Below are 20,818 nucleotides of genomic sequence, written 5' to 3'. Positions count from 1 at the left end.
GCATCGAAGCATTTCGCTGCCCCTTTAACGGAAGGAGCATTGCCGCAAAGAGGAAGTTCATTCCCTTCCAGAAGCCGCTTTCAATCGCGATAAATAAGACAATCAACAATTTATAAAGTGGCCCGATATTTGCTTACAGCAGGCATCCCTCTTCATACAGACCATGTCATGCCCTCAATAAACTGGAATATTGTTGAACGCGTTATTTTCATCAATTTAAAAAAACGCAAAGACCGATTAACCCGCATCACCAGGCAGCTCAAAAAACTGGGCGTGCCGAGCGACAAAATCGTACGTCTTGATGCGATAAAACATGAAAAAGGGTTCATCGGCTGTACGCAATCGCATATCGCGGCGCTGGAGATGGCGCGGGACAACGGCTGGGATCGCGTGCTGATTCTTGAAGATGACTTCGCCTTTAATGAAACACAGGCGAATTACGACAATCTCAATCGCTACTTTACCGCTCTGCCCAACATTAACTGGCAGGTGGCTTTCCTGGCGGCAAATTATCGTCGGGTAACGCCGTTAAACAGCGTGAACTATATTGTACGTGCCAATTTCGCATGGTGCGCATGTGCCTATATTGTTAACCAGCACTATTACGCCACCTTAATCGGGAATTATCGCGCGGCACTACACGCTCAATTGCAGGGCGGCGCACAGGCAGACTATGCGCTGGATGTGCATTGGAATAGCCTGATGCAGCGGGATCTATGGCTGGGCGTCTTCCCCAACGCCGGTGCACAGCGCCTCGATAAAAGCGATATCGAAAATAGAACGGTAGATTACCGCACGCTCTTCAGAAAGCCGTTAAGTCAAATCGTTGCGCCTGCTAAATTCACGCCCTCCACCTCCGGCCCAATTAAAGTCGACTTTTACTTCCAGTGGCCGCCGGGCTGGACGAACTTTGAATCGGTGATTGACGCGATGCAGGCCAACCCCGCGTTCGATTGCCGCATCGTGGTGGTGCCATACCTCAACTGGAAGGCGAGCGATGTTAATGGCGACATTCAGCGCGGCATTCTGCGCGACAGAGGGCTCGACTACACAGGATTTGAAGCGTATCGGTTGGAGGACCGTCAGCCGGACGTGGTGTTTCTGCAGAACCCTTACGACGAAGCGCGACCCGAAGCGTTTCGCAGCGAATATTTGCACGAACGCGGCGTGAAGATCGCTTACATCCCTTATGCGCTCGACAGCGGCATCAGTGAAGAGGTCCAGCGCTATCAATTTAATTTGCTGTGCCAGAATCTGGCGACGTGGATTTTTTCTCGTTCGGCGCGGCATAAAGCGGAGTTTGGTATTCAGTGCGACGCGGGCAACGATCACGTTTATGTGACGGGTCACCCCAAGTTTGACCATTATCAGCGACGCTTTCATCTCCACGACGAGAAGCCAGCCACAAAGGTCAAAACGTTGCTGTGGACGCCGCATTTTGTGCTGCCTGACGGTCGCAAAATGTCTACCACCTTCACGATCTACGGCGCCGCTTTTTTAAAGCTGATTGAACGTGACGATATCCATCTGATCATTCGCCCTCACCCGCTGCTGAGTCAGTGGATGGGGGATGCTAGCCCAGCCGCGCGCAGCCTCTATCACCAACTGCTTAATGCCGCACAACATCGCGCTAATGTGGAGTGGGATAGCGGGCATGATTACAAACTCACTTTTGCCCGATCGGATGCATTGCTCGCCGACGCGGGTTCATTCTTGTTCGAATATTTGCCGTCGAACAAACCGATTCTCTACCTGACTCATGAAAGCTGTTATGGCCTGAATCGCACCGCTGACTTTATCTATAACGCCTACGACGTGGCCTGGCAGGAGGAGGATATTTTCACTTTCGTCGACAATATCGTCGCTGGACGCGATCCGATGAAAGCCAGCCGGGGGCAGGTTTTGATGGAAGAACTGCAAATTGAAGAAAAAACGGCAGGTGAAAAAATCGCTGACATTATTTGTGCCTCGCTAAGACCATTCAACAAGACTTAAGTATGAAAAAGGGCGCCGCAGCGCCCTTGGTTTTCTCGGCAACTTATTTGCTGCCGAACATATCTTTAATCCAACCTGCCACGCCGTCAGAATCTTTCTGTTCATTCTGCGGTTGCTGTTGTTGCTGTTGTTGCTGCTGTTGCTGTTGTTCCTGCTGTTGCTGTTGCTGCAACTGCTGCTGTTGTTGCTGAACCTGCTCTTGCTGCTGCTGACACAGCGCATTCGGATCCAGAGACCAGACTGGCAGCGAACGCCATGTGCTGCTGCCCGTACCGCAGATAAAGTTACCGGCAGAATCGACATTCATCTGCGTGATATCTTCCGGCGGCGTCAGCACCAGCGGCATCGGTGCCTGGTTGTCGAGATAGCGGCGGTAAAGCTGCATCGCACCGCTGGCCCCGTAGAGCTTCGAACTCTGGTTGTTATCGCGGCCCACCCAGGTAATCGCCACTTCTTTGCCATCAACACCGGCAAACCAGCTGTCGATCAGATCATTGGTGGTACCGGTTTTGCCCGCCAGATGGGCTTTAGGATAACGCGCACCCAGCGCACGCGCCGTACCGTGATCCGCCACCTGCTGCATGGTGTAAAGCGTCAGATACGCAGCCTGCGCCGGTTCAACCCGCTGTGCCTGTGGATAGCTCTGATACAACACGGTGCCATCTTCGGCAATCACCGAGCGTACAGCGGAAAGGTCAGCGCGGTTACCGCCGCTGGCGATCGACTGGAACGCCTGCGCCACTTCAATCGGCGTCAGATTCAATGCACCCAACAGCATAGAGGGCACCGGATGCAGCTGATCTTTCGGCACGCCCAGCTTGGTCCAGGTATCCATCACCGCGTTCAACCCCAGCGTCATACCCAAATTGACCGTTGGCACGTTCATGGAGTTGGTTAACGCATCCACCAGCATCACTTTGCCGCTGAAACGACGATCGTCATTCATCGGTTTCCAGATGGTGCCGTTCGGCTGTTTCAGCGCAATCGGCTCATCGGCGATCCAGCTGTTGAGGCGATAGCTGTTCGGCTGGCTCAGCGCGGTGAGATAAGTCGCCGGTTTTGCCAGTGAGCCAATCGAACGACGCGCCTGCAGCGCACGGTTATAACCGGCAAACTGCGGATCGGCCCCGCCGACCATGGCGCGTACTTCACCACTGAAGCGATCCACCACCACCATCGCGGTTTCCAGATCTTTCAGGCCACGCTGTTTTTTCAGCGTTGGAATACCTTCAATGACCGCTTTCTCGGCAGCATCCTGCGAGATCGCATCCAGCGTCGTGAAAATCTTCACGCCGGAGAGATCTTTCATTTTGTCGCCGAGTTTAGCCTGCAGCTCGTTGCGCACCATCTGCATAAACGCCGGCTGTGGCGTGATCACGCCGCCTTTCGGCTGCACGCCAAGCGGACGTGCCGACAGCATGTCATACAGTTCTTGATCGATAACGTTCTGCTGTTGCAGCAAACGCAGCACCAGATTACGTCGCTCCAGCGCCAGTTTCGGGTTGCGCCACGGATTATACAGCGACGCCCCTTTCACCATGCCCACCAGCATCGCCTGCTGATCGAGGCTCAACTCATCCACCGGACGACCGAAATAGTAAAGACTCGCCAGCGGGAAGCCGCGGATCTGATCGTTGCCGGTCTGGCCGAGATACACCTCATTGAGATACAGCTCGAGGATGCGATCTTTGCTGTAGCGCGCATCCATGATCACCGCCATATAGGCTTCACGCGCTTTACGCCACAGCGAACGCTCGTTGGTGAGGAACAGGTTTTTTACCAACTGCTGCGTCAGCGTACTGCCGCCCTGCACCGCTTTACCGGCGGTGATGTTGGCGAGGAACGCACGACCAATCGAATACGGGCTAATGCCGTCGTGCTCGTAGAAGTGACGATCTTCGGTGGCGATCAAGGTGCTGACCAGCAGATCCGGGAAACCGGCGCGCGGCACGAACAGACGCTGCTCACCGTTCGGTGACTGCAACATGGTGATCAGACGCGGATCGAGGCGGAAGAAGCCAAAATCACGCCCGGTATCGAGGTTTTTAATCTCGCTTAGCTCATCGTTGCTAAACGTCAGGCGCGCGTTAATCTGCCCTTCTTTGCTGTCCGGGAAATCAAACGGACGGCGTAGCAGGTCGATAGTATTGCCTTTGACGCTAAATTCGCCCGGACGGGTGATGCGTGACACTTCGCGATACTGCGTGCCTTCTAGCAGCGCAATCATCTCTTTTTTGTCGTAAGACATACCCGGTTCAAGGCTTACCATGCGGCCATAAACGGCGGCAGGCAGTTGCCACACTTTACCGTCGATGCGGCTGCGGATTTCCGAGTCGAGATAGACGCCCCAGGCCGCCATCACCACCACAAACACCAGGAAGAGCTTGATCAACCAGCCTAACCAGCGACGTTTGCCGCGTGGCGGACGTTTTCCTTTACCTTTACCTTTTGGTGGCACCGGTCCACTCTCCTCATCTTCTTCGTCAAAATCGTCCTGATCGATATCATCATCAAGTTCCCTGCGGCGACCCCGACGCGCAGTGCTGCGCGGCGGCTTTGGCGCTTTTCCTTTGCGCCCAATAGGTTCGCGATCGTTCCCAGACATGCTTTTAGTCTCCAGGTATTGCTACGGCGGCGGCCGTTACTCTAACTGCTTTCTCGTGCTGCGCATGGCAGAACCCTCTGAATTCGATCCACAGCGTTTCACGATGAAAATTTCTTGGTCCGCCTTGTGGGTAAGGCGTTGGCCGGATCGTCCGGCCACGGATGCTTTGGATAGCGCCCTTTCATCTCTTTCTGCACTTCGGGATAGGCACCGCGCCAGAACGCCGCGAGGTCACGGGTGATCTGCAACGGACGGTGCGCGGGTGAGAGCAGTTCCAACACTAGCGGTACGCGGCCATCCGCCACCGCCGGATTTTGTGCTTCGCCAAACATCTCCTGAATCCGCACCGCCAGCGCAGGCGGCTTATCCGCATCATAGCGGATCGGCAGTCGGCTTCCGGTCGGCACAGTGTAATGAGTTGGCAGCACAGTATCCAGCCGCTGACGTTGTGACCATGTCAGCAAATGTAATAATGCGCTGACAAGATTGATGCTCTGCAATCCTTTCAGATCGCGCACCGCGCTCATCTCCGGCAGCAGCCAGTTCTCCAGCGTGTCGAGCAAACTCTCATCGTCCAGCGGCGGCCACGCCTCTTCCGGCAACCACTGCGCAGCACACTGTACCCGCAAGCGTAGCTGCTCAGCGTCCGCTTTCCAGCCCAACACCGACAATCCTTTTTCGCGGATCCAGCGCAGCATTGCCGGATGCAATATTTCAGCTTCTGGACGCGCCTGCGGCTGCGCTTTTAGGACCAGCGCACCAATGAGTTCGCGTTTCCACGCACGCAAGGTGCCTTTCTCTTCATCCCACTCCACGTCGGTACGCTGCTCAATCAGCGTGGGACACGCGCGGCTTAGCGCGTCGATATCCACCGGCAGCGCCAGTAACATGCGCGCATCGGCGGCGCTGGCGCCCTGTAACAGCGTCGGCGCAATCAGCCACTCGTAGCGGCTCAAACCATCCTGCTCGTTAAGCATCGCACCAATGCCGTTCGCCAGCTGATAACGTGCGCTGTCGCCACGACGCTGCGCCAGACGATCGGCAAATCCGGCGGCTAATAGCTGCGGGAACAGGTCAGGATTCACGCTGCCGCCGCTGGCGTTGAGACGCTTTTGCCACTGCCGTGCGCGACGCTGCCAGTGCGACTGCGGATGATTGAGTGCATCGCGCAGATCGGCGCTGCCGCTGCGCGGAGGATCTTCCAGAATCGCCACCAGCAGCGCGGCGCTGGCGATGGCATCGTTGTTTTGACCGGCAGCAACCAGTATCGCGCTTAGTCGCGGATCGCTGCCCAGCGCAGCCATTTTGCGGCCACGCGCATTGAGCGTTTGGTTCGTCATCGCGCCTAAGCGGGTTAACTGCTCGCGCGCCGCGCGCAGGTTGCGCGGCGGCGGCATGTCGAGCCAGCTAAGCTGTGCCGCATCCTGACAGCCCCACTGCAGCAAATCGATCTGCAGCGAGGTTAAATCGCTATTGAGGATCTCCGGTTCACTCTGCGCTGCGGCTCTTAATGCCTGCTCCTGCGGCAGTAGATGCAGACAGATTCCGGGTTCGAGTCGTCCGGCACGCCCGGCGCGCTGCGTCATTGAGGCCTGGCTGATGCGCTGGGTTTGCAGCCGCGTCACGCCGCTGCGCACGTCAAACTGCGCCGAACGCTCCAGCGCGCTGTCCACCACTAAACGAATGCCTTCAATCGTCAAACTGGTTTCGGCGATGTTGGTTGCCAACACCACTTTGCGACGTCCCGCTGGAGACGGCAGAATCGCGCGGCGTTGCGCATCCAGCGATAACGCGCCATATAAAGGAGAAAGATCCACCTCGTCACTGACCCGCGCTTCCAGCTCGCGCTTCACCCGGTCGATCTCCGCCACACCGGGCAGGAACAGCAGCAGCGACCCCGCTTCTTCGCGCAGCAGTTGGGCGACCTCGCGCGCCACCGCGTCTTCAAAGCGTTGCTGGCTATTGAGTGAGGCATAGCGGCGCGTGACCGGGAAACTGCGGCCCTCCGAGACCACAAAAGGCGCATCCGGCAGCAACTGACGCAGCCGCTGATTGTCGAGGGTGGCTGACATCAGCAGGATTTTCAGATCGTCGCGCAGTCCTTGCTGCACATCAAGCAGCAGCGCCAGCGCGAGATCGGCCTGCAGGCTACGTTCGTGGAATTCATCGAGAATCACCAGCGAAATGCCTTCCAGCATCGGATCGCGCTGCACCATGCGCGTCAGAATGCCTTCGGTGACCACTTCGAGGCGCGTGTTAGCACCACAGCAGTTTTCACCGCGCATGCGATAGCCGACGATGCCGCCCGGCTGCTCGCCAAGTTGTTCCGCCAGGCGCTGTGCCACATTGCGCGCCGCCAGGCGACGCGGCTCCAGCATGATAATACGGCCAGGCAATGCGGCGTATTGCAGCAGCTGTAACGGCAGCCAGGTCGATTTACCTGCGCCGGTCGGCGCCGCCAGCAACACCTGCGGCGACTGCGCCAGCGCGGCCAGCAACGCAGGCAATACCTCGCTTACCGGTAACTCACTCAAACTCAACTCCCCAAATGCCTGTGCTAAGATGGCGCGCATTGTAGCACTCTGAGGCGCGGATTACCGGAGGCCAACCTGGCAACGCAACGTCTGTTTTTTGCTCTTGAACTGCCCGACCCACTCCAGCAACAGCTGGTGCAGTGGCGCGCAGATAATTTTGCCGCCGAGGCCGGAAAACCGGTGGCGGCAGCTAACCTGCACCTGACGCTGGCGTTTCTCGGCGAGGTCAGCGATGAGACTTCACGCAGGCTGCAACTGCTGGCCTCACGCATCGAACAGCCCGGTTTTGCCCTCGATTTGGATGATGCCGGTCACTGGCCGCGTCCCGGCGTGGTGTGGCTGGGCTGTCAGCGTGCGCCGCGCGGATTGCTGCAGCTCGCGAGCCTGCTGCGCGCGCAAGCGGCACGCCATGGTTGCGCGCAAAGTCCGCAGCCGTTTCATCCGCACGTCACGCTGTTGCGCCACGCTGCGCCAAACATCGCGCTGCCACCGCGCGGTTTTCACTGGCGCGCCGAAATCCAGCATTTTGCGCTGTTCGCCTCAAACCTGACGCGCGGCCGCACGCGTTATCAGGCGTTGGCCCGCTGGCCGCTAGTATCATCCACAGGAGAGTAAATGGAGTTCGATCCGCCGCTCAAACCCGCCCGTTTGATTGCCCGTTACAAGCGTTTTTTAGCCGATGTGGTCACGCCAGAAGGTGACACGCTGACCATTCACTGCGCCAATACCGGCGCGATGACCGGCTGCGCCACACCCGGCGATACCGTGTGGTATTCGACGTCCAGCAGCGCCACGCGAAAGTATCCGCACAGTTGGGAGCTCACCGAAACCCAACAAGGCCACTGGATCTGCGTGAATACGCTGCGTGCCAACCCGCTGGTGCGTGAGGCGCTCATGCTCAACATGATTCCGGAATTATCCGCTTACAGCCGCTGCCAGCCTGAAGTGAAATACGGCACGGAAAAAAGCCGAATTGACTTTCTGCTGCAAGCGGAGGGCCGATCGAACTGCTATATTGAAGTTAAGTCCGTCACCCTTTTACAAGAAGGTAAAGGCTATTTTCCGGATGCCGTGACGACTCGTGGACAGAAGCATCTGCGCGAACTGAGCACTATCGTGGCAGAAGGCCATCGAGCCGTTTTGTTGTTCGCAGTTTTGCATACGGGGATTGAGGACGTTTCCCCGGCACGCCATATCGACGTGCGATACGCAGAACTACTGGAACAGGCGCAGCGCTGTGGTGTAGAGGTGTTAGCGTATCAAGCTCAGATATCGCCGTTAAAGATGTTACTGACGCGTCCGATTAACGTAGCGTTGTAATATTTATAGCAATTTGATGTGATAGGAATGTTCTGGGCGAGGCGCTGAATACGCGATTGTTCAGAGGCTTGTCAAGTAGTGGTCAGGATTAATTGCCAACCTTGATTGCTTCTGCTATTTATAGCGGCCTGTTTTTTTCCCTTTATGGGAATCGATAAACCCTAAGTAATTTGAGTTGCAGGATGGCGGCAACAGATTGAACGCAGCCAACACACCCGCAGCTTGAAATATGGTGGGTAGTGCGTGTTATCCAGGAGAAACAACATGCAAGAAGGGCAAAACCGTAAAACATCGTCCCTGAGTATCCTCGCCATCGCTGGAGTGGAACCGTATCAGGTGAAACCGGGCGAAGAGTATATGAACGACGCCCAGCTAGGCCATTTCCGTAAGATTCTGGAAGCCTGGCGCAACCAACTTCGGGATGAAGTAGATCGCACTGTGTCGCATATGCAGGACGAAGCTGCCAACTTCCCGGATCCGGTCGACCGTGCCGCACAGGAAGAAGAGTTCAGCCTGGAATTGCGTAACCGCGATCGTGAGCGCAAACTCATTAAAAAGATTGAGAAAACGCTCAAGAAAGTGGATGACGACGATTTTGGCTACTGCGACTCCTGCGGTGTAGAAATTGGTATTCGCCGCCTTGAAGCGCGTCCGACTGCCGATCTCTGCATTGACTGCAAAACGCTGGCAGAAATCCGCGAGAAGCAGATGGCTGGCTAATGGCCGTCAGAAAATTGCTACCGCACAGCCGGGAGAATCCCTGTTTTCCCGACGTGCGGTACACTTCATTATGAGTACTTCATCCTGCATTGGGCGCTTCGCTCCCTCCCCTTCTGGTGACCTGCATTTTGGTTCGCTTATTGCTGCTTTAGGCAGTTACCTGAGTGCGCGCGCGCAACAGGGACGCTGGCTGGTGCGAATCGAAGACATTGATCCCCCGCGTGAAGTTCCCGGTGCCGCAACGCGTATTCTGCAGCAGCTGGAACATTATGGTCTTTACTGGGATGGCGATGTTCTGTGGCAGTCACAGCGTCATGAAGCGTATCGCGCAGCATTAAGCTGGCTGCAAACCCATCGTCAAAGTTACTACTGCACCTGCACGCGCAGTCGCGTTCAGCAGCTGGGCGGTTTTTACGACGGTCATTGCCGCGATGGGCAATTACCGGCAGAGAACGCCGCGCTGCGCCTGCGCCAGCACGCGCCGGTTTTCGGCTTTGACGATCGTCTGCGTGGCCATTTGCAGGCTGAATCGCAGCTGGCACAGGAAGATTTTATTATCCACCGCCGGGATGGATTGTTTGCTTACAACCTGGCGGTGGTGGTCGATGACCATTTTCAGGGCGTGACGGAAATTGTGCGCGGCGCGGACTTGATTGAGCCAACGGTGCGCCAGATTGCGCTGTATCAGCAGTTTGATTGGCCAGTGCCGGATTACCTGCATTTGCCGCTAGCGGTCAATCGTGATGGCAACAAGCTTTCCAAGCAGAATCATGCCCCCGCGTTGCCCGACGGTGACGCGCGGCCGCTGTTAGTGCAGGCATTGCGCTTTCTTGGTCAGCCGGTTTCGCCGGGCTGGCAGGATGAATCGCTGGAAAGCCTGCTGAAACAGGCGGTCGCACAGTGGAATATCCGCCTGATTCCGTTGCAGAACGGTCTGATAGGCGATGAAACGACATCGCCATTCCTAAATGGTTCTCAACAGGCTATGATTAGCCGCTGATTTTATTAACACCCTTTTATCACTGTCGAGGTGTCCCATTTTTACCCGAGTCGCTAATTTTTGCCGGAGAGTCCTCAAGCGTGATGAGGAGGCGCCTGAAGAGGTGGAAACTGAGAGTCCAAATCTGATGACTGTCATTCCACGAGAAAGCCACAACATCTCACGCAAAGATATCAGCGAAAACGCCCTCAAAGTGCTCTATCGCCTGAATAAAGCCGGATACGAAGCCTATCTGGTTGGCGGCGGCGTGCGCGATTTGCTGCTCGGCAGCAAGCCAAAAGATTTTGATATCACCACCAACGCCACGCCTGAGCAGATGCGTAAGCTATTCCGCAACTGTCGTTTGGTGGGGCGTCGTTTCCGTCTGGCGCATGTGATGTTCGGTCCGGAAGTGATCGAAGTTGCAACCTTCCGTGGTCATCATCAGGAAGAGAGCGAAGAAGATCGCAATAGCTCACAGCGTGGCCAGAACGGTATGCTGCTGCGCGACAACATTTTCGGCAGCATAGAAGATGATGCGCAGCGCCGCGATCTCACCATCAACAGCCTCTATTACAGCGTGGCGGATTTCACCGTGCGCGATTATGTGGGTGGCTTGCACGATTTGCAGGAAGGCATCATTCGCATGATTGGCGATCCGGAAACGCGCTACCGCGAAGATCCGGTGCGGATGCTGCGCGTGGTGCGTTTCGCCGCCAAGCTGCAGATGCGTATTGCGGCAGAAACCGCCGAGCCGATTCCGCGTCTGGCAACGCTGCTGAATGACATCCCTCCAGCACGTATGTTTGAAGAGTCGCTCAAGCTGCTGCAGGCGGGTTACGGCTACCGCACCTATCAAATGATGCGTGAATATCAGCTGTTCCAGCCGCTGTTCCCGATGCTAACACGCGGTTTCACCGCTGAAAGCGACAGCCTGATGGAGCTTATGCTGGCGCAAGTGCTGAAAAATACCGATACGCGTATTCAAAATGATATGCGCGTCAATCCGGCCTTCCTGTTCGCCGCGATGTTCTGGTATCCGCAACTGGAATCCGCCGAGCGCATTGCGCAGGAAAGCGGTCTGACTTATTACGATGCTTTCGCGCTGTCGATGAACGAAACGCTGGATGAAGCCTGCCGCGCGCTGGCGATTCCGAAGCGTATTACCACGTTGATTCGCGATATCTGGCAGCTGCAGTTGCGCATGTCTCGCCGCCACGGCAAACGTGCATGGAAGCTGATGGAGCATCCTAAGTTCCGTGCCGCCTACGATTTGATGGCGCTGCGTGCCGACGTGGAAAAGAATCCTGAACTGCAAAAGCTGACACATTGGTGGGGCGAGTTCCAGGCCGCTGCGCCGGTGCAGCAGAAAACCATGATGACGACGCTGGGTGACGATCCGGCGCCGCGCCGTAAACCGCGCCGTCCGCGCCGCCGTCCAACCGGGCCACGTCGCGATACCAACAGCGCACAATGACCCGCGTTTTCCTCGCTTTAGGCAGTAATCTGGCCGATCCGCTGCATCAGGTTGATGCAGCGTTGGCCGCGCTGGATGCCCTCCCGCACACCTCACGTATCACCACTTCATCGTTGTATCGCACACCGCCATACGGCCCACCGGATCAGCCTGATTACCTCAATGCGGTCGTTGAGCTGGAAACTGCGCTGGAAGCCGAAGCGCTGCTCGACCATACGCAACGCATTGAAATGGAACATGGCCGCGTGCGTAAAGCCGAACGTTGGGGACCGCGCACGTTGGATCTCGACATCATGCTGTTTGGCAACGCGACAATTAACACGCCGCGCCTGACCGTGCCGCATTACGATATGCACAATCGCGCCTTTATGCTGGTACCGTTGCTGGAAATTGCCCCGCAGCTGGCGCTACCAAACGGTCAAGCCTTGTCTACCCTTCTCGCCCAGCTCAATCGCAGCGCTATCCGTTTGTGGTCTGAGTAACCCGTAGTACACTGCGCGCATCAGAAAACTCTGGAGCGTGTGATGAAACCAACAACCCTCTCCCATTTACGCCAACTGAAAGCCAGCGGTCGCAAATTTGCCACGCTGACGGCGTATGACTTCAGTTTTGCCCGTCTGTTTGCCGATGAAGGCATTCAGGTGATGTTGATTGGTGACTCGCTCGGCATGACCGTGCAGGGCCACGAATCGACTTTACCGGTCACCGTGGCGGATATCGCTTATCACACCGCCGCCGTGCGCCGTGGCGCACCGCTGGCACTGCTGATGGCCGACTTGCCATTTATGAGTTACGCCACCCCAGAACAGACGTTCAGCAACGCTGCGCAGCTGATGCGCGCCGGTGCCAATATGGTGAAACTGGAAGGCGGCGAATGGCTGGCGGAGACCGTACGTATGCTGACCGAGCGCGCCGTGCCGGTGTGCGGTCACCTGGGCCTGACACCACAATCGGTGAACATCTTCGGTGGCTACAAAGTGCAAGGCCGTGATGAAGCCGCCGCCGACCGCCTGCTGGCCGATGCGCTGGCGCTGGAAGCGGCAGGTATGCAGCTGCTGGTGCTGGAGTGCGTGCCGGTGGCGCTGGCGGAACGCGTCACTAAAGCGCTGTCTGTGCCGGTGATCGGTATTGGCGCGGGCAACGTGACTGACGGCCAGATTTTGGTGATGCACGACGCCTTTGGCATTACCGGCGGCCACATTCCTAAGTTTGCCAAAAATTTCCTCGCCGAAACCGGCGACATTCGTGCGGCGATTCGCCACTATATCGCCGACGTTGAAGCGGGCCTCTATCCCGCCGCTGAACACAGTTTCCAGTAAATCAGGAGATTTGCAGTGCTGATCATTGAAACACTCCCGATGCTGCGCCGTGAAATTCGTCGCTGGCGTCAGGCAGGCAAACGTATCGCGCTGGTTCCCACCATGGGCAACCTGCATGACGGACATCTGACGTTGGTCGATGAAGCGCGTGAACGTGCCGACATTGTGGTGGTATCGATTTTCGTTAACCCAATGCAGTTTGAGCGTCCCGACGATCTGGCGCGCTATCCGCGTACGCTACAGGACGATTGCGAGAAGCTTAATCGTCACAGCGTCGATGTCGTATTCGCCCCCGCGCCGGCCGAAGTCTATCCGCAAGGTCTCGACAGCCAGACGTTTGTTGAGGTGCCGGGCTTATCCTCGCTGCTGGAAGGTGCCAGTCGTCCGGGCCATTTCCGTGGCGTTTCCACCGTGGTCAGTAAACTGTTCAATCTGGTACAGCCAGACATCGCGTGCTTTGGCGAGAAAGATTTTCAGCAGCTGGCAATTATCCGCAAGATGGTGGTGGATATGGGCTTCGATATTGAGATTGTTGGCGTGCCAACGGTGCGGGCTAAAGATGGTTTGGCGCTGAGTTCGCGCAATGGCTATCTCACCGCCGACGAGCGTAAAATCGCGGCAGGTCTCAGCCAGGTGATGAACAACATGGCTGAACGTCTGAGCAACGGCGAGCGTCATGTCGAAGAGATTATCGAGCAAGCGGAAGTGGCGCTGCGTGAGAAGGGTTTCCGTCCGGACGGATTAGCGATTTGCGATGCCGAAACCTTACAACCGTTAAACGTCGACAGCCAGCGTGCGGTGATTCTGATGGCCGCATGGCTCGGCAATGCGCGATTGATCGATAATCAGCAAGTGGATCTGACGGAGTAGTTTTCCGTCGTTTATTGGCAGCTTAACAAGGTTAGACAGTTATGATTCGCACCGTACTTCAAGGCAAACTGCACCGCGTAAAAGTCACCCAGGCAGATTTGCATTACGAAGGTTCCTGCGCCATTGACCAGGATTTCCTCGACGCATCCGGCATTCTGCAGTATGAAGCCATCGACATCTACAACGTCACCAACGGCCAGCGTTTTTCCACCTACGCTATCGCCGCCGAGCGTGGTTCGAAGATTATTTCAGTTAACGGTGCCGCCGCACGCTGCGCCTGCGCTGGCGATATTATGATCATCTGCTCTTATGTGCAGGTTGAAGATGAAGTCGCCCGCAGTTGGCAACCGAAAGTCGCCTACTTCGAAGGTGATAACGAAATGAAGCGCCTCGCCAAAGCGTTGCCGGTTCAGGTAGCCTGATACAACAAGGGCGCGGTTTTTACACCGCGCCCTTGTTATTTCGTAGGGTCGCCATTCATGGCGACCGCGACCATCATTAGGTACGCAATCCCCGTCCACGCTGAATCAGCGTATACACCAGCACATAAAACACCACGATAAAGGCGATCAGCACCGACAGCGTGAACACCAGCGGCACATCGTTGATGCCGAGGAAACCGTAACGGAAGCCGCTGATCATATACACCACCGGGTTCAGCTTCGACACCGCTTGCCAGAATGGCGGCAGTAGCGTCAACGAATAGAACACGCCGCCAAGATAGGTTAATGGCGTCAGCACGAAGGTCGGAATCAGGCTGATATCATCGAAAGTACGCGCGAAGACCGCATTCAGCAGGCCCGCTAACGAAAACAGAATCGCCGTCAGCAGCAGCGTGATAGCCACCATCGACCATGAATGGACGTGGAACGGGACGAAGAACAGCGAAATCGCCGTCACCAAAATCCCCACACACACGCCGCGTGCCACGCCGCCACCGACATAACCGGCGATGATGATATGCGTGGGCACCGGCGCCACCAGCAGCTCTTCAATGTTGCGCTGGAACTTGGCGCTAAAGAACGACGATGCCACGTTGGCGTAAGCGTTGGTGATGACCGCCATCATGATCAGGCCCGGCACGATAAACTGCATGTAGCTGAAACCGTGCATATCGCCGATACGTGAACCAATCAGGTTGCCGAAGATGATGAAATAGAGCGTCATGGTGATCACCGGCGGCACCAGCGTCTGAATCCAGATGCGGGCAAAGCGGTTAATCTCTTTACTCCAGATGCTCTTGAGCGCCACCCAATACAAGTGCGTCATGCTTTCACTCCTGTTTTTCCCTGTGTCAGGCTAACGAACAGCTCTTCAAGGCGGTTAGCTTTATTTCGCATACTCAACACCTGCACGCCCTGCGCGCTCAGCTGACTGAACACGCTATTCAAACCTTGCTCGCGCATGACTTCTACTTCCAGCGTAGAAGTATCCACCAGACGATACTGGAAGCCATCAAGCTGCGGCAGTGGGCTGCGCGGGGCGAGATCCAGAATGAAGGTTTCGGATTGCAGCTTGGAAAGTAAACCTTTCATCGAGGTGTTTTCCACCAGCTCGCCGCTCTGGATAATACCGATATTGCGGCACAGCATCTCCGCCTCTTCCAGATAGTGCGTGGTGAGGATGATGGTGGTGCCTTTGATATTCAGCTCTTTCAGGAAACTCCACATTGAACGACGCAGCTCGATATCGACGCCGGCGGTGGGTTCATCCAGGATCAATAGCTTCGGCTCATGCATCAGCGCACGCGCGATCATCAGGCGACGCTTCATGCCCCCCGAAAGCATGCGCGCACGTTCGTTACGTTTGCCCCACAAATCGAGCTGATTGAGGTATTTTTCCGCGCGCTTATTCGCTTCGGCGCGTTCGACACCGTAATAACCGGCCTGATTAACCACAATCTGCATCACGGTTTCAAACGGGTTGAAGTTGAATTCCTGCGGCACCAGTCCGAGCTGACGCTTGGCGTTGACCACATCTTTTTGCAGGTCATAGCCAAACACCCGCACGCTGCCGCCAGATTTATTCACCAGCGAACTGATAATGCCGATGGTAGTGGATTTTCCGGCACCGTTTGGCCCCAGCAGGGCGTAAAAGTCCCCCGCTTCCACATTAAGATCGAGTCCTTTCAGCGCCTGTACGCCGCCGGGATAGGTTTTGGTCAGCCCGGAAATTTCCAGTGCATATGTCATTGCGAATCCATACCTTGTTGTAGTGACATCAAAGGCCTATGAAATGATAGTGCGCGCGAATCTGCATGCGCTGTCGCGGGTCATTAAGATTAAGAAATCAATGGAGTTTAGCAGAGAGTCAAGCCAGCCCATAAGTCATTGACTCACGGGCTGCGCAGTTTATCGCAGGCGGGGGAGATTAGCCTTGGACGATTGTGCGGTTATTCACCGGTCGGGATAACTTTGCCGATATACGGCAAATGGCGATAGCGCTGGGCGTAATCAATACCAAAGCCCACCACGAACTCATCCGGTATGGTGAAGCCGACGTATTCCACGGTGACATCTACTTCACGACGCTCGGGCTTATCCAGCAAAGTACAAATCGCCAGCGACTTTGGCTCACGCAGGCGCAGGATTTCGCGCACTTTACTCAGCGTGTTGCCGGAATCGATGATGTCTTCAACGATCAACACATCTTTGCCACGAATATCCTCATCAAGGTCTTTGAGGATTTTCACATCGCGGGTGCTCGACATGCCGCTGCCGTAACTTGACGCCGTCATGAAGTCGACTTCATGCGGCACGTCGATGGTGCGGCATAGATCGGCCATAAACATAAAGGAGCCGCGCAGCAGACCCACCAACACCATTTCGCTGCCGCTGTCGCGGTAGTTTTCGCTAATCTGCTTGCCCAGTTCGGCAATACGGGTTGCGATCTCTTGTTCGGAGATCATCACGTCGACGGTATGTTTCATTGCATGCGTCCAATTACGGTTTTTGGAAAGCCACGAAGTCTATCATAGTCGCGCTGACGTCTAACGCCGCGCACAGAACGCAAACGATTCCGTGGCGAAATTTATCGCGCTGGCGTTAACTGTAGTGACACGTCCGCCCCTTCACCGTTGAGTTCTGGAGTTCCTATGACCGCTTCATCCAGTAAAAAGACCAGGATTGGTACGCGCGAGTTGCACCCGGAAACGCAGATGTTGAATTACGGTTACGATCCGCAGCTGTCGGAAGGTGCGGTGAAACCGCCGGTGTTTCTCACCTCCACCTTTGTGTTTAACAGCGCGGAAGAGGGACAGGATTTTTTCGATTTTGTCGCCGGACGCAAGCAGCCGCCAGAAGGCAAAAGTGGCGGATTGGTCTATTCACGCTTTAACCATCCCAACAGCGAAATCGTTGAGGATCGGCTGGCGGTGTATGAAGGCGCTGAAAGCGCGGCGCTGTTCTCCTCCGGCATGTCGGCGATTGCCACCACGCTGCTGACGTTTGCGCGTCCGGGCGAAGTGATTCTGCATTCTCAGCCGCTGTACGGCGGTACCGAAACCCTGCTGAGCAAAACGCTGCACGATTTGGAGATCAAAGCGGTGGGTTTCAGCGATGGCACCAATGAAGACAAGGTGCATGAAGCGGCGAAGCTGGCGTGGCAGCGCGGACGCGTGGCGCTGATTTTGATTGAGACCCCCGCCAATCCCACCAACAGCCTGGTAGACATTCAGTTGATGCAACAAGTGGCGGATGTGATTGCGCAGCAGCAAGGTTCACGGCCAATCCTCGCCTGCGATAACACGCTGCTCGGCCCGGTGTTTCAGCATCCGTTGCAGCACGGCGCGGATTTGTCGCTCTATTCACTGACCAAATATGTCGGCGGGCATTCGGATTTAATTGCTGGCGCAGTGCTCGGCAGTAAAGCGCTGGTCGGCAAAGTGCGCTCGCTGCGCAGTGCCATCGGCACGCAGTTGGATCCGCACTCCAGCTGGATGCTTGGCCGCTCGCTGGAAACGCTATCGCTGCGCATGGAGAAAGCCACCAGCAATGCCGGGCAAGTCGCGGCGTTTTTGCGCGATCATCCGCAGGTGGAAAAATTGCATTGGCTGCCGTATCTGGATGCGGAGAGTCCCGCCGGTAAAACGTATCAGCGTCAATGCAGCGGCGCGGGTTCAACCTTCTCATTTGATATTCGTGGTGGGCAACCGGCAGCGTTCCGTTTCCTTAATACGCTGGAACTGTTCAAGTTGGCGGTGAGCCTCGGCGGCACCGAATCGCTCGCCAGCCATCCTGCTAGCACCACCCATTCGGGCGTGCCGCAGGATGTGCGGCAGCGCATTGGCATCAGCGATGCCACTGTGCGCTTGTCGATTGGTATCGAGCATCCTGATGATTTAATCGAAGATATCCGCCTGGCGCTGGAAGCCTCGGTTAACTGACGCTAAAACCGAGCATCATGCCGGTATCTTCATGCTCCAGCAGATGACAATGCGCCATATAGGCATGGTCGGCATTGGCGACATAATTGAAGCGCACCAACACTTCGCTGCGCCAGCCGTTGACGCTGACCATGTCTTTCCAGCCGGCGCGATGTGCCGCTGGCGGCTTGCCGTTTTCTGACAGAATGCGGAACTGCGTGCCGTGAATGTGGAACGGATGCAGCATGTGATCGCCTTCGCCGGAGATGGTCCACTTTTCCAGCTTGCCTAATTCGACATTGAACATCGGCTTAGTCATGTTGAACGCCTGGCCGTTGATCTTGTTACCATTGTGGAAATCATACGCGGCGGCTTTACCGTGGCTGCCGTGATCCATCGCCATATCGCCATGATCCATCGGCTTAGTGCTGTTACTCATGACCATATTGCCGTGATCCATTTTCATGCCGGCCATGGCTTTATCGCCGTAACGATCCCTTAGCGCCTGCATACCTTGCTGATCGAGTTGCGGATCCATCATCAGCTGCAGCCAACGGCTTTGCAGGCCGTCAGTGGAAGGGACCGGCGGCAGATCCACCAACTGGTCTGGCAACGTGCCGCTCGCCATCACACGCAGCGGCAGTATGTTGACCAGCGGCAGCGGCTGATCGAACGGCGCCAGCGTCATGCCCATCTGCGTGACCGGCAGCGTCACCACGTCGAAGGCTTTGCCATCTGAGGTATCCACCAGCACTTCAAAACGCTCGCCCGGCAACAGCGGCAGGCTCGAAACTTTCACCGGCTCGGCCAGCAAACCGCCGTCGCTGCCGATCACATACAGCGGACGTTGATCGCTGGTGGCGATATGCAGTGAACGCGCGTTACAACCGTTAAGCAAACGCAGGCGCAGCCAGCCGCGTGGGACTGCATGCTGTGGATATTGTACGCCGTTCGTGAGCATCAGATCGCCGAACCAGCCGACGGCGGCACGCATAATATCAAGCTGATAATCGATTTGCGTGCCCGCTTTGTTCAACTGCTTATCCTGGAAAATCAGCGGCACATCGTCTTCGCCCCACTGCATCGGCAAACGCAACTGACCGGATGCTTCATCTTCCAGCAGCACTAAACCGGCAAGGCCTTGCGCTACATGGTAACCCGTTTTGCCATGTTGATGCGGATGGAACCAGCAGGTCGCGGCGGGTTGATCGGGGGTGAAACTCACCTGACGCGTGGCACCCGGCGCAATGATGCCCTGCGGTCCACCATCAACATCACCGGGAATTTCCAGTCCATGCCAGTGCAAGGTCGTTGCCTCAGGAAGCTGGTTATGGATATTCACCGTGACGGCTTTTTCACGCTGCAGACGCAGCGCGGGACCGAGCAATCCTCCGTTGTAACCCCAGGTTGGCACCGCTTTACCGTTCCATTGGCTGCTGCCGGCCATGGCGGTCAGCGTGTATTGGCCGCGTGCGTCAGGTTCCAAAATGGAAGGGATCGGCAATAAGGGGCGCGTGGCGGCCATTAGTGAACGGCTCCACAGCGGCAGCGCACCGGCGGCGCTGAGTGCGGCAGTCAATTTTAGAAAATGACGACGTTGCATATTCTTATCCTTATCGTGAATATGGGCACAGCGTAAACCTTTACCCTGCGGGAGGGTCAAGTCCTGAAACAGAATGCGCCGAGAAAAAGCGGGGGAATGGCCCGAAAGGGCAAATTTAGCGGAATAGCGGCAATAACTGTGCTAACGTCAATAAATTGTCCCTTGTTGAGAATGATTATGACGAAAGGCATCAAGATCCTGCTGCTGGCGGGACTCCTTGGCTTCTCCTCCACCAGTTTTGCTCTAAGCGAATCCGAAGCTGAAGATCTGGCAGACCTCACCGCCGTGTTCGTTTATCTCAAGAACGATTGTGGTTATCAGGATTTGCCGGACGCGCAGATTCGCAAAGCGCTGGTGTTTTTCGCCCAACAGAACCGTTGGGATTTAAGCAACTACAGTAACTACAATATGAAGTCGCTTGGCGAAGAGAGCTACAAGGATTTGAGCGGCATCGCCATTACCAACGACAAAAAATGTAAGTCGCTGGCGCGCGATTCGTTGAGTTTACTGGCTTACGTTAAGTAATCAGCCCAGCCCTCTTCCACGGGAGAGGGCGACGCAGCGCATTGTGAGGTTAATTCCAATCGCAGCCAAATAGCAGCAGGAACGCGTCAATGCGTCAGTGTTATTTACCGGCTAAAAACCGCCGATAAGCCGCAATCACCGCGAGGAAGTCTTCCACACCGCAAAACGACAAACTCTCTTCATCGTAATAGGTCATCCCCTCTTCCATGCCATCATCTTCCAGCGCCAGCTGATTGGCACGAATCATCACCTCTTCTTCATCCAGCCATAGCGTGTATTCATGCCCGACACGCTGCCACTGATTGATGGTACCTTTCACCTGCTTAGCTGCAGCCTCAACCTCATCCAGTAACGGCAGATTGTCTTTGACCTCTTCATTGAACCAGTGCCCCACCGCTTCGTGGTCCATCGACATACGCACTTTGACCTGACCGGTCAAATCACGCAGAAATTCATACTCCATGGGTTTGCCTCTTACTGATGACGTGCCGTGCGGCAGCGTATTAGT

The 20,818-nt window shown here is 56.0% G+C and carries 19 protein-coding genes; 12 read left to right on the top strand and 7 right to left on the bottom strand.

Annotation, left to right across the window (positions count from 1 at the left end):
- The first annotated feature begins 168 nt into the window (after positions 1-168).
- A complete protein-coding gene (locus tag ACRQ84_RS18770) occupies positions 169-1,995 on the top strand; it encodes a glycosyl transferase (protein ID WP_483816832.1) in 1,827 nt (608 codons plus the stop codon).
- Positions 1,996-2,038: 43 nt separating this feature from the next.
- On the opposite strand, the gene mrcB is transcribed toward ACRQ84_RS18770, so the two are convergent.
- Both mrcB and hrpB read right to left on the bottom strand, forming a co-directional pair.
- Positions 2,039-4,600, bottom strand: a complete 2,562-nt coding sequence (gene mrcB, locus ACRQ84_RS18765; RefSeq protein ID WP_483816831.1) for a bifunctional glycosyl transferase/transpeptidase — start codon at positions 4,598-4,600, stop codon at positions 2,039-2,041.
- Between the two features lie 98 nt (positions 4,601-4,698).
- Positions 4,699-7,173 (bottom strand): ATP-dependent helicase HrpB, encoded by a 2,475-nt coding sequence (gene hrpB, locus ACRQ84_RS18760; RefSeq protein ID WP_483816830.1) that lies wholly within the window; start codon positions 7,171-7,173, stop codon positions 4,699-4,701.
- 36 nt (positions 7,174-7,209) lie between these two features.
- Here hrpB and thpR point away from each other — a divergent pair, with 36 nt between their 5' ends.
- From thpR to panD, 9 genes are all read left to right on the top strand, one after another.
- Positions 7,210-7,749, top strand: coding sequence for an RNA 2',3'-cyclic phosphodiesterase (gene thpR / locus ACRQ84_RS18755; protein WP_483817951.1), 540 nt, complete (start codon positions 7,210-7,212; stop codon positions 7,747-7,749).
- Positions 7,750-8,454: a DNA/RNA nuclease SfsA gene (gene sfsA, locus ACRQ84_RS18750; RefSeq protein ID WP_064737534.1), complete on the top strand. Its 705-nt coding sequence runs from the start codon at positions 7,750-7,752 to the stop codon at positions 8,452-8,454.
- A 264-nt stretch (positions 8,455-8,718) separates the two neighbouring features.
- Positions 8,719-9,174: an RNA polymerase-binding protein DksA gene (dksA, locus tag ACRQ84_RS18745; RefSeq protein ID WP_007888770.1), complete on the top strand. Its 456-nt coding sequence runs from the start codon at positions 8,719-8,721 to the stop codon at positions 9,172-9,174.
- Positions 9,175-9,244: 70 nt separating this feature from the next.
- On the top strand, positions 9,245-10,174 hold the full coding sequence (gene gluQRS, locus ACRQ84_RS18740) for a tRNA glutamyl-Q(34) synthetase GluQRS (protein WP_483816829.1): 930 nt from the start codon (positions 9,245-9,247) through the stop codon (positions 10,172-10,174).
- Between the two features lie 37 nt (positions 10,175-10,211).
- Positions 10,212-11,630, top strand: coding sequence for a polynucleotide adenylyltransferase PcnB (pcnB, locus tag ACRQ84_RS18735; protein ID WP_231102680.1), 1,419 nt, complete (start codon positions 10,212-10,214; stop codon positions 11,628-11,630).
- The gene (folK, locus tag ACRQ84_RS18730; protein ID WP_483816828.1) at positions 11,627-12,112 is read left to right on the top strand and encodes a 2-amino-4-hydroxy-6-hydroxymethyldihydropteridine diphosphokinase; all 486 of its coding nucleotides are present in this window, start codon (positions 11,627-11,629) and stop codon (positions 12,110-12,112) included. The genes pcnB and folK overlap by 4 nt, the downstream gene beginning before the upstream one ends.
- A 42-nt stretch (positions 12,113-12,154) precedes the next feature.
- Entirely contained in the window at positions 12,155-12,949 is a 795-nt protein-coding gene (panB, locus tag ACRQ84_RS18725; RefSeq protein ID WP_064737537.1) for a 3-methyl-2-oxobutanoate hydroxymethyltransferase, read from the top strand.
- Positions 12,950-12,964: 15 nt separating this feature from the next.
- A complete protein-coding gene (panC, locus tag ACRQ84_RS18720; RefSeq protein ID WP_483816827.1) occupies positions 12,965-13,819 on the top strand; it encodes a pantoate--beta-alanine ligase in 855 nt (284 codons plus the stop codon).
- Positions 13,820-13,860: 41 nt separating this feature from the next.
- Positions 13,861-14,241, top strand: a complete 381-nt coding sequence (gene panD, locus ACRQ84_RS18715; protein WP_007888760.1) for an aspartate 1-decarboxylase — start codon at positions 13,861-13,863, stop codon at positions 14,239-14,241.
- A 76-nt stretch (positions 14,242-14,317) separates the two neighbouring features.
- On the opposite strand, the gene ACRQ84_RS18710 is transcribed toward panD, so the two are convergent.
- The 3 genes from ACRQ84_RS18710 to hpt all read right to left on the bottom strand — a co-directional run bounded on the left by ACRQ84_RS18710 (position 14,318) and on the right by hpt (position 16,748).
- Positions 14,318-15,088, bottom strand: a complete 771-nt coding sequence (locus tag ACRQ84_RS18710; RefSeq protein ID WP_064737539.1) for an ABC transporter permease — start codon at positions 15,086-15,088, stop codon at positions 14,318-14,320.
- Positions 15,085-16,011, bottom strand: a complete 927-nt coding sequence (locus tag ACRQ84_RS18705; protein WP_064737540.1) for an ABC transporter ATP-binding protein — start codon at positions 16,009-16,011, stop codon at positions 15,085-15,087. The genes ACRQ84_RS18710 and ACRQ84_RS18705 overlap by 4 nt, the downstream gene beginning before the upstream one ends.
- Positions 16,012-16,211: 200 nt before the next feature.
- Positions 16,212-16,748 (bottom strand): hypoxanthine phosphoribosyltransferase, encoded by a 537-nt coding sequence (hpt, locus tag ACRQ84_RS18700; protein WP_064737541.1) that lies wholly within the window; start codon positions 16,746-16,748, stop codon positions 16,212-16,214.
- A gap of 165 nt (positions 16,749-16,913) precedes the next feature.
- On the opposite strand from hpt, the gene ACRQ84_RS18695 reads away from it, so the two are divergent.
- Complete coding sequence (locus ACRQ84_RS18695; RefSeq protein WP_064737542.1) at positions 16,914-18,203, top strand: cystathionine gamma-synthase family protein; 1,290 nt, start codon at positions 16,914-16,916, stop codon at positions 18,201-18,203.
- Here ACRQ84_RS18695 and cueO read toward each other — a convergent pair.
- On the bottom strand, positions 18,196-19,785 hold the full coding sequence (cueO, locus tag ACRQ84_RS18690) for a multicopper oxidase CueO (protein ID WP_483816826.1): 1,590 nt from the start codon (positions 19,783-19,785) through the stop codon (positions 18,196-18,198). The two genes, ACRQ84_RS18695 and cueO, sit on opposite strands and share 8 nt — an antisense overlap.
- Before the next feature lie 177 nt (positions 19,786-19,962).
- Here cueO and ACRQ84_RS18685 point away from each other — a divergent pair, with 177 nt between their 5' ends.
- Entirely contained in the window at positions 19,963-20,310 is a 348-nt protein-coding gene (locus tag ACRQ84_RS18685; protein WP_064737544.1) for a YacC family pilotin-like protein, read from the top strand.
- 100 nt (positions 20,311-20,410) lie between these two features.
- Here the strand turns inward: ACRQ84_RS18685 and yacL are convergent, their stop codons facing one another.
- Positions 20,411-20,773 (bottom strand): protein YacL, encoded by a 363-nt coding sequence (yacL, locus tag ACRQ84_RS18680; protein ID WP_483816825.1) that lies wholly within the window; start codon positions 20,771-20,773, stop codon positions 20,411-20,413.
- Positions 20,774-20,818: the final 45 nt, after the last annotated feature.

The sequence above is a fragment of the Pantoea sp. E2023-21 genome, from assembly GCF_051302795.1.
GTDB classification, from domain to species: Bacteria; Pseudomonadota; Gammaproteobacteria; order Enterobacterales; family Enterobacteriaceae; genus Pantoea; species Pantoea ludwigii_A.
The sequence above is the reverse complement of the archived record's forward strand: the minus strand, read 5'-3'. Positions and strand labels throughout refer to the sequence as shown.